This window comes from Paenibacillus sp. J22R67 (assembly GCF_059692175.1).
Genome location: NZ_JCAUAX010000001.1, coordinates 1,062,478 through 1,078,115, shown reverse-complemented (window position 1 = coordinate 1,078,115; position 15,638 = coordinate 1,062,478). Strand labels below are relative to the sequence as shown.

Annotated in this window: 10 protein-coding genes; 7 read left to right on the top strand and 3 right to left on the bottom strand. The window is 48.7% G+C overall.

What is annotated here, in order from left to right:
- Window positions 1-320 precede the first annotated feature (320 nt).
- The gene (locus tag AC58VC_RS04850) at window positions 321-893 is read left to right on the top strand and encodes a TetR/AcrR family transcriptional regulator (RefSeq protein ID WP_497367679.1); all 573 of its coding nucleotides are present in this window, start codon (window positions 321-323) and stop codon (window positions 891-893) included.
- Between the two features lie 43 nt (window positions 894-936).
- Here AC58VC_RS04850 and AC58VC_RS04845 read toward each other — a convergent pair whose 3' ends face one another.
- The 3 genes from AC58VC_RS04845 to AC58VC_RS04835 are packed head-to-tail and all read right to left on the bottom strand — an operon-like array spanning window position 937 to window position 6,769.
- On the bottom strand, window positions 937-3,006 hold the full coding sequence (locus tag AC58VC_RS04845; protein ID WP_497367678.1) for a glycoside hydrolase family 65: 2,070 nt from the start codon (window positions 3,004-3,006) through the stop codon (window positions 937-939).
- Window positions 3,007-3,049: 43 nt separating this feature from the next.
- On the bottom strand, window positions 3,050-5,734 hold the full coding sequence (locus AC58VC_RS04840; RefSeq protein WP_497367677.1) for an alpha-L-rhamnosidase: 2,685 nt from the start codon (window positions 5,732-5,734) through the stop codon (window positions 3,050-3,052).
- 18 nt (window positions 5,735-5,752) lie between these two features.
- Entirely contained in the window at window positions 5,753-6,769 is a 1,017-nt protein-coding gene (locus AC58VC_RS04835; RefSeq protein ID WP_497367676.1) for a glycoside hydrolase family protein, read from the bottom strand.
- Between the two features lie 234 nt (window positions 6,770-7,003).
- Between AC58VC_RS04835 and AC58VC_RS04830 the strand changes: the two genes are divergently transcribed.
- The 6 genes from AC58VC_RS04830 (at window position 7,004) to AC58VC_RS04805 (ending at window position 15,636) form a co-directional block, all read left to right on the top strand.
- Entirely contained in the window at window positions 7,004-8,152 is a 1,149-nt protein-coding gene (locus tag AC58VC_RS04830; protein WP_497367910.1) for an iron-containing alcohol dehydrogenase, read from the top strand.
- Between the two features lie 77 nt (window positions 8,153-8,229).
- Window positions 8,230-9,153 carry a 4-hydroxy-tetrahydrodipicolinate synthase gene (gene dapA, locus AC58VC_RS04825; RefSeq protein ID WP_497367675.1) on the top strand — a complete coding sequence of 308 codons (924 nt, stop codon included), beginning with the start codon at window positions 8,230-8,232 and terminating at the stop codon, window positions 9,151-9,153.
- A 4-nt stretch (window positions 9,154-9,157) separates the two neighbouring features.
- Window positions 9,158-10,078: a dihydrodipicolinate synthase family protein gene (locus AC58VC_RS04820; protein WP_497367674.1), complete on the top strand. Its 921-nt coding sequence runs from the start codon at window positions 9,158-9,160 to the stop codon at window positions 10,076-10,078.
- A 21-nt stretch (window positions 10,079-10,099) separates the two neighbouring features.
- Window positions 10,100-10,726, top strand: a complete 627-nt coding sequence (locus AC58VC_RS04815) for an SGNH/GDSL hydrolase family protein (protein WP_497367673.1) — start codon at window positions 10,100-10,102, stop codon at window positions 10,724-10,726.
- 866 nt (window positions 10,727-11,592) lie between these two features.
- A complete protein-coding gene (locus AC58VC_RS04810) occupies window positions 11,593-12,906 on the top strand; it encodes an alpha-L-fucosidase (protein ID WP_497367672.1) in 1,314 nt (437 codons plus the stop codon).
- 6 nt (window positions 12,907-12,912) lie between these two features.
- Window positions 12,913-15,636, top strand: coding sequence for a beta-N-acetylhexosaminidase family protein (locus AC58VC_RS04805; RefSeq protein ID WP_497367671.1), 2,724 nt, complete (start codon window positions 12,913-12,915; stop codon window positions 15,634-15,636).
- Window positions 15,637-15,638: the final 2 nt, after the last annotated feature.

Genomic DNA, 15,638 nt, shown 5'->3' with positions numbered 1-15,638 from the left:
TTTTCTGAAAAGCCACAATTTCCACGTTCAAGGGGAACTGCGTTCCGCTATTTTGCCAATTTCACCTGAAAAACGCAGTATTGAGGACAAATAAGACCCTGTAGTTCCGCACAGAGAGGAAATAGCCTGTTTTTCTTCAAATAGAGTACTCCAGTTCCTTGAGCAAACCCTTAGCGGGATTACCGCAAGGTTTAGGAATTTATTGGAAGTTGTACGGAACTCGAATGATTGGTTCAAGGTGATCCCATAGTTCTCAGGTGAAAATTGTGGTGGATCTATGCGGAAGTGTTATACTAGACATTGTACAAAGGAGGTTGAATATGGCTAGAAACAAAGAGTTCGAAGTGAATACCGTGCTGCGAAAAGCCATGCACCTATTTTGGGAGCAAGGCTACGAGAAAACTTCCATGCAGGACTTAGTGACTCATATGGGGATACATCGAAGAAGTATATACGATACTTTCGGAGATAAACATCGTTTATATATGAAGGCAGTAGAGAAATATGGTGAATTGTTGGAAAGTTCCGTTCATAAGAAAGTGGATGAACCCACCTCGATTAAACAAGCCATCAGGCGAATGTTTGAATTCGCCATCACGGCAGAGGAACGACCTAAAGGGTGCTTAATGGTTAATACGGCTGTTGAGTTGGCCATTTGTGATACCGAAGCCGCTGCGAAAGTGAATCAAAGTTTTATTAAAACAGAGGACAAGCTGTACGAACTGGTTTTGCGTGGCAAGGAAACGGGAGAGATTGAAAGTCATCATGATGCATTTAAGATTTCGCAGTTTCTAAACAATGCCTTCATTGGTTTATGCGTGTTGGTTAAAACGACAGATGATAAAGAAAAACTAGCAGGTATTATTGATACGTCACTAGCTATATTGGATTAATAGAAGACGGAGCCACGCGGCAAGCGGGCTCCGTTTGTGCTGATTATAACATTCGTGCCAAACCCTCGAATCTTACGACCCAAGATCCATCTTGTGGAAAACCTGGTGCATGAGTATCAGGTCCGTTTTCCCAACCTGCCGCCATCATGGCAACTGCACTTAGCAGCCCGCCGTTTCCAGGGAGATACACCGTTAATGGTTTCCGCTGGTAGTTGTGGCCATTGGGGAGGAAGGTGTTCGTGACCTTGTCGATCAAGAGAGTGTCTACGGCCAATTGCCCTTCCCCGAGTCTTGCTGATGTCATGGCCACCAATGGATAGTCCCATCCCCATGTCGCATCCCAGTCCCATACCTTGATGACTTCGTGCAGTGTCCGAAGCATCGTCTCACGATCCACCATGTTGCCGGGGAGGATACCAAGCGGCGCTAGCATGGTAGGATGATCTTTGGTGCTGCTGCCACTTGAAAATGTATCGGGAGCTGTCTCCGCAGCGACATATAGACCATCCACCTCAGGAAGCTTGGACAAATGGTTCAGGACATGCTCCCACTTCTCATTACGTGAAAGTCCGAGTCTATCCTGCCATGCAAGGGCTGTTGATAAGCCGAAAGCCCAGTAAGACAATTCAAAAGTTGGATTCATTGTCGTTGCATGATCATAAATTTCTTGTGCAGGGGCAACTGGCGGACCTAGCACATACCGCTGCTGCTCGGTATCCCATTCTGCGAATGAAGCCATGAATGCCGCACTTTCGAAGACGAGATCCGCATACTTCTTGAGCGTATCTCTTGTGCCCTTGATTTGATAGATTAACTCAGCGTAATAAATAGGATGTGGCTGCTGCCAGATGAGGAACGGTTCGATGTAACAGGGACCGTTAATACCATCCGGAGCGACACATTTCGGCCATCTGGCCCCCTCGTATCCTTGAGAAGCGGCAAGCATTCGGGCTTGATCCAGGATGCTGATGTACCATTCCAGACTGTTGGTCAGGCCATCCGTCCGATTCCAGAGTGCAAAGTGAACGGCATGCCACCAGTGCATTTCTAGATGAAATTTACCAGCCCAGCTGTTATGGGTAAGTCCTGATTCCGCCGGTGGCAAGGTTCCGGATGATTGAATAGCGGTCAAATACTGGGACAGCACAATTCTGCGCTCAAGCTCAAGCGCGCGTGAATCTTTGCTGCCAGCAAGCTCAATTGCGCCACCGGAGGTCCAAAAGTTTCGCCAATGCTGCTCAGAGCTGGCTCGTGCAGCTTCAAACGTTGGCAGATCGGCATCCATTGTTTCAGGAGCAAACCTGAACCGGAACTCGAACTCATCCTGATCAGGTGATGGTGTTAGAAGGAGCAAATGGGTGTCTTGCTCGTCTTGACCTAAGCTTCCGCTTGACCAAGCCGCCGCAAACGCATAGGAGTCTTGATCTAACTTTCGCTCAATTTGGACGGAATGGCTGCTGCTGTTAGCGATTTCGGTTTCGTGCTGACCGCCTTTTCCCCAATCCACACCTGCGAACTTCCATGTCCCATAAGGGAAATGAAAGGCAATCTGGAGACGTCCTTGGCGGATCAAATGAGATTGAACGCGAACTGCGATCAGATCCTGTGTGGGGTGACAGCAGGTGGTTACCATGGTTTTCGTTCCGCTGATTGAGAATTGGCTTTCAATGACCCCACCCCATAGATGGAGCACTTGTTCAATATCTTTCAAGTCGTCAGCGGAGGCTTCTTCGCCTGAAGGAAGCGTGAAACGGAAGCTAACTTTTCCCAGATGCAATTTGTGCGGATTAAACTTAAGCCATTTGTATTCATCGGTTATTTGCCCAGGTGCCATATAGGGAAACCCGATATCTCTTCCACCAAAGGTAGAGAAATAGGTTCTTGGGAACTTATCCACATGGTACTGCTCTGGATTTGGGTGCGTATGCCACGCCCAATTGGAGAAGTTGCCAAGCGGCACACCACCGTCAGCATATAGGCTTGGGAAGGTCTGCAAACCGGTTGCGTCAACCGTAAAGGCATAGTTCCCATTGCCGACGGAGAGGGAAGAGAATTTATCAAAGCTGGTAATCAGCGGATTATGACGCCCAACTAAAGCTTTTCGATCGATCATAGCAGCACCCCACCCGAGAATAAGTAGATAATTTCTTTTCATTTTAAAACGTACATTCAAACAGATAGATGCCTGAGCCCACGCGTATGACGGCATGACTATTATCAATGAGCACTTCTTGTATAGACGCTGCATCCGCAATCGGAACACCGCCTTCAAGGAGAGTATCCAAGGAAACAGAAGGAAGGTAGACATCCGCCAAACAATTTGCCGGAATGGTGATCTCAAGCCGGAGTCGACGGTCATCCGTATCCTGCTGCCATGCGACTCGCAGCTTACCGCATGGCAGCAGATAATCTGCCGTTATTTCATTCAAGCCGTCCAGTATAGCTGGCCTTATAGACAGCTTGTAGCTTTCGAAATCGGGGCAATACCGATAATGGATGCCTGCCAAGCCGCTATAGAGCCATTCTTCCAAATGTCCGAGCATAAAATGGTTCTGCGATTTGCCCACGGTGGGTCCGTCCCAAGCTTCCGTCAACGATGTTGCGCCGTTTTCAATCTGATAACCGTAACTGGGGTGATCGGTATTTTGACTCATCCGATAGATCAAATCTGAACGCCCGTTCTGGGAAAGGGCTAGCAGCACATAACGGTGGCCTACATCGCCTGCTGTCGTATGATACCCGCGCGAGGTGATGTCACGTATTAAGTGGGAAAAAACGGTTTCCTTGTATGGCTCGTCGACAAGACCTAGAACAAGCGGCATAGCGTTCGCGCTTTGACTGCCAGTGGCATATTGCTGCGTTTGGTCATCAAAAAAAGCATGATTAAACGCAGATTTAATGTCTTCACGCAGCTGTGCATACTGGAGAGCGTCATCGTTGCGGTCCAGAAGCTTTGCAATTTGTGCAAACACATCGACGATATGGTAGAACATAGCGGTTTCGGTATGCGCAACAGGCGTATTTTGAACAAATCCAGGCGGATTGTCGCCAACATCGTACCAATCTCCAAGGCCGCTGTGGATAATCAGCTGATCAGAGTTTGCTTTTAGATAGTCGATATAGGCTTTCATACCTTCATAATGTTCAGTTAAAATACGGTGGTTCCCATAAAATTGCAGCAAATTCCAGCCTGCGAGTATATAGGCGGCGCCCCATGAGACAGAATCACGGAAGCAGCGCCATTGATCAGAGAAAACAACATATTCCGGCGCAGTTGTCGGCACCATCCCGCTTGGCAGCTGGGCGTCCCGGATGTCCTCCATGGTCTTGATGAACAATCGCTCGACATCGTAATTAAAGGCTACGGAAGGGCCCATCAAATGAATTTGCTCGAGCCAACCTAGCTTTTCCCGATGCGGACAATCTGTGAAAATGCTTTTCATATTGCTTAGAATCGCTTGGTTAATGATCTCATGCGTGCGGTTTAGCAGCTTATTCGAGCTGACGAAGTTTCCACAAACTCTCACGTCTGGGTATATCATCTGTCCTTGAATTTGTAGAAGTACGGGAATATCGGAATCGCCTACCGCTAATTCCGCCGCATCCGCTGGAACGATACCTTCGAGCTGCACATAACGAAAACCGCTGTAGCTGAATCGCGGCGACCAAATTTCCTCGTCCGCATCTCCGCTCATGGTATAAGTGAACCTGTTTGGGGAACCCGTCCATTTCTGATTCATGGTGCCGTTCTCCTTCAATAATTCGGCAGGGGCCATCGTAATTTTTGCGCCTTGAGGGCCTTTTGCACGAATGCTGATCCAACCCGAAAAGTTTGTGCCGAAATCAGCCACATACACACCGGGAAGCGGCTGAGTCATCTGTACAGGCTGAAAGGTTTCCATCACTTTCAAAGGGGAAATCGCTTGTGACTTTAGTTTTCCTTCAGGTGCTGGTACTTCTACCGCTGGTTTCCAGACACCATTCGGAATTAGACCAGGCAGATCCCAATCCGCATGGAGGTGGTTAGCATCGTAATCTTCGCCTCCGTACATACACGAGAAGAGGATAGGTCCCGGAGCGGAATTCCAATTCCGATCACTAAGAATCTGAGTTTGGGTACCATCCGTAAACGTGATTTCCAGCTGAACGAGGCATCTTGGGCTGCCAAATGATTGCTTGAACTTGCTGTAACGACCGCCTGTCACATTAAAGAAGCCGTTCCCCAGCATCACCCCGATCGCATTACCGCCTTCATGAAGTTGGTCAGTCACATCGTAGACGCAATAAAGACAAGTTTTGTCATAGTTGGTCCAGCCCGGCTCAAGGACGTTGTCGCCGACTTTCTCCCCGTTTAAACGCAGCTCAAACTGACCTAGCCCGCAGATGTAGGCACGTGCTTGTGCCACTGGTTTGCCCAGATGGAATTCTCGCCTCATGAGAGGAAGGGCGGGTCTTTCAGCGGGTTCCTTCTCAAATTGAGCGATCCAAGCCGCAGACCAATCCTTGTCATGGAGAAGACCCATTTCCCACCAGGTGACTGGGCTTTCCGTCATTTGGCCTTTCTCATCCCAGACCTGTACCTTCCAATAGTAACGATGCCTGGACGCAAGCGGCGGACCTTCGTACAAGATATGAACGTTTTTCTTGCTGTTACGTTGACCGCTGTCCCACACAATGTCACTTTGAAAGTTATCTTCGTTAGCAGAAACAATGATTCTATAGGCTGTTTGCATTTGCAAACGTACTGGTGAATCAGCAAAACTCCAGCCGAATGCCGGCTGGAGAACATCAATCCCGAGTGGGCGAAGCGTGCTTTCTACTAACAATTCATTCAGTTGCATCTGATTTCACCCCCGTAGTCATCGTGTTTGGGTATCCATCGGTTGTGAGGTTGCGACGCTAATTGTTCGGAACTCTTTACCGTAATTTTTGGTTGGATCGCCTTCTCGATATGGCCTGCAGGAGCAGTAGAAGTGATAGAGTACATTTTCATACTTAATGACTGAGGGTTTATGGGCAAAAATAGAGTCAATGCTGCCTTCATCACCGACACGAATGATCGGCTCAGGATACTTTTCCCAATGTAAAAGATCACGGGAAAGAGCAATTCCTTCCTGCGCTTGCTTGTAATTGTAGCCAAAGTAATACATGACCCACTGGTCGCGGTCAGGATCGTGCAGCACACACGGATCGCTAACAAATCCTGAATCCCATCCATCCGGAGTAACCTCCAGGACAGGATTCTGTTCGTATCGGTGCCACTCTTTCAAATCCGTGGAGAAGGCAACGCCTGTTTGTTCGATCCATCGCCCTTTATTTGTATTTTTGGCATTGTAGTACAGATAGAACTTACCTTCATGTTCGACCAGGCACTCTTTGTAGAGCCCGCCTTTTTCCCAATCTGCGCCTTCCTCTGGGGTGAGGATTGGATCTGGACATCGATGCCAATCGAGCAGCTGTTCATCCTCGGTCCAAGCGATGCCAATTTTGGCGGAGCCTTCTTCATAACCTGCGTTTGGATAAGCGTGATAGACTAACCAATATTTGTTGTTCCATTTTTTCAGCACGGGCGGAGCATCAAGGCGATTTTCTTTCAAAATCCATGTACCGGCAACATTAATGGAATCCCAGGCCGAGTCTTCATTTCTTTGCAGGATGACACTTAGATGCTCCCAGTTTATAAGATCGTAGCTAACGGCTAATGCCGTCTGGTAACCGATCCCGTCAAACCCCACATACATCATGTAGAACATGCCGCCATGTTGAAAGACAAACGGACAATCGACGGCTCGCTCGTCGAAATTACCAGGCAACCCTGATCCCACAAGGACAGGACTACCCCATTTATATGGCGTGAGATAAGGCTGTATATGCAACGTGACACGCTCCTCATTATAAAAAAATCCAATGACCAACTCCCTATTCAGATTACAATTAAGCGCTTACTTGTTGTGTGGGGTATTGTACCTGATATATAGGTCAAAGCGATCGTCAGCGCCTAGCAGCATTGACATCACGAATAGCCGAGCGTAGGATGAGGGGGGAATTTAGGCAAAACAGCTCGAAAGGAGGGGCCCTAAGTGAAGGACAATCACGGTTTCAATCCGTTTATGTTAGAAACAGCAGGCAGTATTGTTGCCGGACAACAGGCGATAGCCGATCTAGTTCCAAGGATAAAAAGGTACGGAGATTTCAAGCACGTGGTGATCGTAACGCAACCTTCGATAAAGGCGATGGGGGTCATTGATCGAATAGAGACCGAACTGTCGCAAGCGGGAATAACCAGCAAATGCCTAATCGATGTGAAACCAGAACCAACGGTGGCTAACATTCAACAAGTGTTCAGCGGCATCGCCTCCGAACCTGTCGATTTGTTCATCGGCATTGGCGGTGGGAGCGTGCTTGACGCAACGAAATTGTTGTCCGTCTTAATGACCGATCCCGTGGACGTGATGAGCCTAATTGGCATTGACCGTGTATCGAAGCCAGGGATACCTACGGTGCTAATCCCAACTACTTCAGGAACGGGTTCAGAAGTGACACCGAACGCAATTGTGACTATTCCAGAACAGGAATTAAAAGTAGGCATCATCAGCAGGTACTTGCTTCCTATGATGGTTATTATCGATCCCGTGCTGACCGTTAGCCTGCCGCCAAACATCACGGCGGCAACCGGTATGGACGCGTTTACTCATGCATTGGAATCCTATATCTCCACGAAAGCTAACCCTATAAGCGATATGTTTGCCCTTGAATCAATCCGTTTAATTGCTGGCAATTTGCTGCAAGCCTACCATCACGGATCAGATCTTCAAGCGAGAGAGAGCGTGCTCCTAGGATCGATGTACGGCGGTATGGCATTAAGTTCGGCTGGAACAGCAGCTGTGCATGCTCTAGCTTATCCGCTAGGGGGGAAATTTAACATTACACACGGTGTCGCGAATTCGATGCTGCTGCCGCATGTCATGAGGTTCAATATGGATGCCATACAGGAGAGGCTCGGACATGTTGCGTGCGCGATGGGGCTGCAGGTTGGAACTGAGGGCGGGAAGGCAGTTTCGGAAGCGGTTAATCGGCGCATATTCGCGTGGACTGTGGAGATGCGCATTCCACAAAATTTGCGCACTTTCGGCGTAACTGATGACGATATCGGCGAGTTGGCTGTGGCTGCTTCCAAGGTAACAAGGCTTCTGCATAATAATCCGAAACCGATGAACATAGATGATATTCAAGCTGTATACCAGAAATTGCTTCCATGACAACTATAGTAAGAATGAGAGAAGTGGTTGGTGTCTTCGAAGTGTGCCAGCCGTGTTCTTAAAGAAGGAGAGAGGATATGGAACATTTACTACAACCATCAGGGATCATTCCTGCTATGGTGACACCTTTCAATGCTGATCAGCAGATTGACGAAGCCGCATTGCGGCAATTAACTCGTAGATTGATTAAAGCGGATGTACACGGATTGTTTTGTCTCGGTACGAATGGGGAGTTCTTCTCCCTGTCCTTCGAGGAAAAACTGCGAGTCGCCGAAATCGTCCTTGAGGAAACACAGGGGCGGTTACCTGTGTATGTGGGTGCGGGTTGCACAAGTACGAAGGAATCTATTGAACTCGCCGTACGTTTGGAGCGTATGGGTGCAGATGCTTTGTCCGTCATTACCCCGTATTTTTTGACGTATACCCAGCAGGAGCTGCTGAGTCATTTCCGCATGATTGCGGAAGCGACGGAGCTTCCCGTGCTCTTGTATAACATTCCCGCAAGGACCGGGAACTCCCTTCAGCCTCAGACCGTGAAGGAACTAAGCAAAGTGCCTAACATTGTTGGTATCAAAGACAGCAGCGGCAGTTTTGATACCATTTTGCAATACATAGAGGTAGTTGGACAGAACTTTTCCGTACTCGCAGGAACGGATTCACTGATATTGCCAACATTGATGGCTGGCGGACATGGAGCTATAGCAGCAACCGCCAACGTGTTTCCAGAAGTTGTGAAGAGTATTTATGACTTGTGGAAGCAGGGGGAGCTGGAGCAAGCAGAATTACAGCAGCGGAAGTTGCGAGCTTTGCGCAGCGCGTTTGCTATGGGGACGCTCCCTTCCGTTCTGAAGGAAGCGATGTGCATGATCGGATTGCCTGCGGGACAACCTCGACTGCCTGTACAATCGTTGAGTCCATCAGCGAAAGAGGAGCTTGGGCGGGTCATGGACACTTATCTGGCAGAAGTCGTGTTGTCGACAAAGGATCAAGAAAGGAGCTAAGGCAATGGCTATGAACATACCAAGAGGTGTTTGGCCCACTATGGTAACACCTTTCACGGATACCGGCAAAGTGGACTATGGCGCATTGGAGCAACTGATTGAATGGTATATTGACCAAGGCGTGCATGGCCTATTTGCGGTGTGTCAATCGAGTGAGATGTTTTATTTGACATTGGAGGAGAGAGTGAGCATTGCTCGATTCGTCACGAACCAAGCTGCTGGCCGGGTTCCGGTCATCGCTTCGGGTCATACCTCCGACCTGTTCGAGGAGCAGGTAGAAGAATTGCAGCGGATAGCAGAGACAGGGGTTCAGGCAGTTGTGCTAGTCAGCAATCGTCTGGCAAGCTCGGATGAATCTGACGAGATATGGTTCGAGCGTGTTTTGCAGCTGATTGATCGAGTCCCGGATGTGCCAATGGGCATATATGAATGTCCGTATCCTTACAAAAGACTGCTGAGTCCGCAGCTGCTCAAACAATGTGCAGATACGGGGAGATTCGCTTTTCTCAAGGACACCAGCTGCGATTTGCAGCAAATTGCCGCAAAAATTGAAGCGGTGAAAGGCAGCTCACTTCAACTATTTAATGCCAATTCCGCAACGCTGCTGGCCTCCCTAAGGATGGGAGCTTCTGGCTTCAGCGGTGTTATGGCTAATTTTCATCCTGATATTTATGTGCGCTTGACCGAAAATTGGAACAAGGAGTCGGTCATAGCGGATAGGCTGCAGTCATTTGTTGGAGCCGCATCTCTAATTGAGCTGCAGATGTACCCTGTTAATGCGAAGTATCATCTGAGCCAAAGGGGACTGCCCATTTCTTTGCATTGCCGTTCCAAGGATGCGAGTGCTTTCAAGGGAAATCATAAGCTTGAAGTGGAGCAACTGGATGCCGTGTATCAGATGCTGCAAGGCAGCTTGTCTAGCTGATTTTAAAAAGGAGGTATGGCAGTGCCGTTTAAAAAGAAAGATCGCATTGTGTTTATCGGGGATAGCATTACAGATAAAGGGCGAAAAAAAGACCCGTTGAAGCTTGGTTCGGGTTATGTGCGGATCATTCACGATTACCTGACAGCGGTTTATCCGCAGCTTAGTCTGAAAATTATTAATGAGGGCGTATCCGGTAATCGTGTGATCGATTTGGAGAAAAGATGGACGCTGGATGTGATGGATCATCAACCCCAGTGGGTGTCCATTTCCATCGGGATTAATGATGTCTGGCGGCAATTAGACGCACCTATGGGCGAGCAGGTATACCCTGACAAATTCGAAGACATCTACCGTAACTTGCTAGATCAAACGAAGCAAATACCAGATTGCAGAGCGATCCTGATGCAGCCTACGGTTATCAAGGAGTATCCGGATGCCACAGGAAACCGGCTGCTGAAGCCGTATGTGGACATTGTGAATCGACTGGCGGATCAGTACGATGCCATTCTGGTTCCGACGCATCTTGCTTTTGTTGATTTTATAAAGCTGGAAACCGGTCAGGATTTAACAACGGATGGTGTGCATATGAACTCCTTGGGGGATATGCTGATGGCCACGACGTGGTTGAAGGCTGTTGAGGGGCGTTGAACGGAGGGCGGTGGCGAGAAGGCCCCCAACGGTGTGAAACATCGTTGTAGGGAAGAGGGCGCCCCGAGGGTTGGCGCTGAAGGGAATGCAACGATGAGAAACATCGTTGCAGCGCTCGTGTGCCTCGGCGAGAAGGCTACAACGATGAAAAACATCGTTGTAGGCAGGAGAGCGCCCCGAGGGCTGGCTCTAAAGGGAATGCAACGATGAAAAACATCGTTGCAGCGCGTTACCGCCTCGGCGAGAAGGCTACAACGATGAAAAACATCGTTGTAGGCAGGAGAGCGCCCCGAGGGTTGGCTCTAAAGGGAATGCAACGATGAAAAACATCGTTGCAGCACGTTACAGCCTCGGCGAGAAGGCTACAACGATGAAAAACATCGTTGTAGGCAGGAGAGCGCCCCGAGGGGTGGCTCTAAAGGGAATGCAACGATGAAAAACATCGTTGTAGGCAGGAGGGCGCCCCGAGGGTTGGCGCTGAAGGGAATGCAACGATGAAAAACATCGTTGCAGCGCTCGTGTGCCTCGGCGAGAAGGCTGCAACGATGAAAAACATCGTTGTAGGCAGGAGAGCGCCCCGAGGGTTGGCGCTGAAGGGAATGCAACGATGAAAAACAACGCTAGAGGAGCGCCAACGTGAAGAGGCGAGTTTCTAACGTTGTTTTTCATTGAAGCATGTGAAGCGCGCCACCTATATATGTGATGAATTCAGCCTATAATGGGCCGCTTGCTTTCTTGTAAACTGATCATGAGGTCATATTCATGCAAGCGGAAAGTAGCGCCTGATCAGGTGCTAGCCGTGGACAGGGCAGGTCGGTTCCACAGACTTTCCAATCCTATTACGGAAGTACAAGGGGGTAAATGCAATGACATACGAAATAGAACCAACAACCGGAGACAGCGGATGGTTTACGCACGACAGGTTCGGCTTGTTCATTCATTGGGGGCTATATTCGCTAGCTGCCAGACATGAATGGCTGCAATCGAGAGAGAGATTGAGCGGGGAGAAATACCGCAACAAATATTTCAATAAGTTCGATCCGGATCTTTACGATCCAGAACTGTGGGCGCAGCTCTCTTACGATGCTGGAATGAAGTACGCAGTAGTAACGACCAAGCATCATGAAGGGTTCTGCTTATGGGACAGCAAGCTGACTGATTATAAGGCGTCTAATACCCCAGCAGGCAGGGATTTAATCAGACCTATGACGGAGGCGTTCCGTGAGCGTGGCATGAAGGTAGGCTTTTACCATTCCCTGATCGATTGGCATCATCCGCATTACACGATCGACACGAAGCATCCGTTACGATTTGATGAAGAGGCTATCTCTGAAAGCGCTAAGAAGGATTTTGCGCAATATCGTGACTACTTGTTTGGCCAAACGAAGGAATTGTTAACCGAATACGGCGATGTAGATCTGTTGTTTTACGACTTTTCTTTTCCAGAGGAGAACGGATTACCGGGCAAAGGCAAGGAAGATTGGAAGAGCAGGGAGCTCATCAAGCTTATTCGCGAGCTGCAGCCGAACATTTTATTGAACGATCGCTTACAAATAGGCGGAGATATTACGACACCTGAGCAGTATTTGCCGACCAAATGGGTACAGATTGATGGTAAACGCGTAGTTTGGGAGACGCCGCATACGTTTAGTGGTTCCTGGGGATATCATCGGGATGAAGAGTCATGGAAAAGCGTAGATATGCTGGTCAAAATGCTGATTGATGTGGTCAGCAAAGGAGGCAATTTGCTCCTGAATGTAGGTCCGACTGGAAGAGGCGAATTTGATGAGCGCTCTATTGATCGTTTAAAAGGCATCGGCGACTGGATGAAGCGTCACAGCCGTTCGGTTTATGGTTGCACACAGGCGCCAGAGACGATTACGTGTCCGCAGGATTGCCGACTGACCTATAACCCCGAGACCAATCGTTTATATGTGCATGTGTATAGTTGGCCGTTTAAAAGCATTCACTTGCATGGGTTGGCTGGGCAAGTCGAATACGCGCAGCTGCTTAACGATGCATCAGAGATCCGATTTAAGCAAGGCGTTGTCCATAGCGGAATCGACAACGGAGCTTATAAAGAGGGTAGAGATGAGAAGACGCTAGTCTTGTCACTCCCTGTAAGAAAGCCCGATGTAGCGGTGCCGGTCATTGAATTATTTTTGAAAGGGGGGGCTTAGACGACTATGGAAACAACTACGAAAGCCGTTACACTTGGTTATGAACGTAACGCTGCCCCTCGTGTGGAATATGGTATTCAACGACTAAGAGAAGCGTTGCAAAACTCCGGCTATACGGTGCTTGAGGCAGAAGTACCATGGTCGTTGGAAAACTACCGATCCGTGCAGGGACTAAAAATTTACATTGGGAACCGCCAAGAATCGGCATTTGTGCAGCAACTGGAAGAACGAGACGTTTTGTTATATCACACAGAAGCTCCAGAGGGAGAAGGTTTTTATTTAGCTTCTTGCCCTGGCGGTATCACGGTGATTTCCGGGGGAAGCGATTCAGGTGTTCTGTACGGCTGCTTGGAGCTTGCAAGCCGAATTGGTGAAGCCCAAAAGCTGCCAAGCGACATCGCATATGGGGATAAACCACGTTTCTCATTGCGTGGACCTGCCATCGGATTGCAAAAAACGACGGTAGAACCTCCACGTCAGACGTATGAGTACCCGATTACGACAGATCGCTTTCCGTGGTTTTACGACCGGGCGTTATGGCAGGACTTCCTCCACATGATGGTTGAGCAGCGCTGCAACGTGGTTTACTTGTGGTCCGGCCATCCGTTTTCTTCCCTAGTACAGTTGGAAGATTATCCTGAAGCGCTGGAAGTGACGGAAGAGGAGTTAGCCTTTAATCGGGAGACGTTCCGCTGGATCACCGAGGAAGCTGACCGCCGAGGCATATGGGTCGTGTTAAAGTTTTACAACATCCATATTCCGCTGCCTTTTGCACAAAAACATGATCTGAAGCTTCATCAACCGAAGCCGCTGCCTATAACGAGTGATTACTACAAGAAATCGATTGCTGCATTCGTTCAATCATTCCCCAATGCGGGGCTGATGGTCTGCCTTGGCGAAGCGCTTCAAGGGCAAATCTATGGCGTGGAATGGTTTAATGAAACGATTCTTGCCGGTTTGTTGGAAGGGCTGAAACATTCGAACGTGAAGGAAAAGCCGCCAATTATTCTGCGATCACATGCCATTGAGCCGCAAAAAGTCATTGAAGCTGCGCTGCCGTTGTATCCAAACTTGTATACGGAAGCCAAATATAACGGTGAGTCATTGACGACTTATACACCTCGAGGCAGATGGCAAGAAACGCACAACCGTCTAGGTTCCTTGCAGACGATTCACATTGTTAATGTTCATATATTGGCGAACTTGGAGCCATTCCGATATGGAGCTCCTTCGTTTATTCAGAAATGTATGCAGGCAGCCAAGTATCGCCTGAAAGCAAACGGTCTGCATCTGTATCCGTTGTTCTTCTGGGATTGGCCGTATGCGCCGGATAAGACGGAGAAGCGACTGCGTCAGTTGGAACGCGATTGGATCTGGTTTGCGGCTTGGTTCCGGTATGCGTGGAATCCAGATCGTGATCCGAGTGCGGAGAGGAACTACTGGATCGATACGCTTGGGAAGCGCTTCGGAAGCCGTGATGCAGGTAAAGCAATTCTGGATGCTTATGAAGCCTCTGGTGAATGCGCGCCGAAATTGTTGCGCAGGTTCGGCATTACGGAAGGCAATCGCCAAACGATGAGCCTCGGCATGACGATGAGTCAGCTCACTAATCCAGAGCGGCACATGCCTTGGCCGGATCTTTGGGAGTCCCAATCACCGCAAGGAGAACGGCTGGAGGAATTCGTCGTTAAAGAACTCAGTGGTGAAACTCACATTGGAGAAACGCCGACAGATATCATTGCCGATGCACAGAGACATTCGGAGGAAGCACTACTGGCAATTAAACAAGCGAGCACTTTCGTGACGCATAATAGGGAAGAATACGAAAGATTGGCGAGCGATATGGCTGCAATCCATCATATGGTGCAAGCCTATGTACATAAGGTCAAGGCTGCGATTAGCATTTTAACCTATAAGCATTCGGTCAAAGGGGAGTATTTTAACCGAGTCGAATTGCTGGAAGCAGCAGCGGTAGAATTGGCACATGGTTTGGACAGCTATCGCGAACTGACAACGCTTACAGAGAAAACCTATTTGTTTGCTAACTCCATGCAGACTCCACAGCGGAAAGTGCCGATTCGAGGAGGACTTGATTATAGGCATTGGAGCGCATGTTTGCCTCTTTATGAGGCGGAACTAAATGCCTTCCGTCTCCATGTGCAAGAGCTGAAGTCAGGGACGCTGCCTGAAGCTCTAAAAAATCTAAAAGCTCCGATCGTTCCCTATGCAGAGGCACCGTTTAGCTTATTGTCTGAACATGCAGAGTCGTACCTCGTGGAAAAAGGAGTTGAGGTTTTCACGGACGGGGATATTCACATCGTTGGCTGCGCTGAGGAGCTCAGTGGGCTCACAGGTATCCGTTTTAGTCAAAGGCAGGCAGGCCTGCACGGCTTAGCAATTGATATAGAACTAAATCAGCCATCGAAAGTGCTAGTCGGTTATTTTAATTCAAAAGATGATCAATGGCTGCAAGTCCCAAGTCTTGAAGAAAACACACATGCGGACGATAGAGGCGGTTATGCGCCAATATTGCGCAAAGGGCTGCGCTTATACGCGTATCCTTCTGTGAATATTCACGCTTTCCAATATGAAGCTGGGCGGCAAACGCTTGATTTTGGTAAAGGAGCTTTTCTAATTCTGGGTGTGATTCCTTTGGATCAGGATATACGTGCACGTGATGTTGAACACAAAAACGATGGGATAGATACATTGGATTGGTTGTACGAATAGAA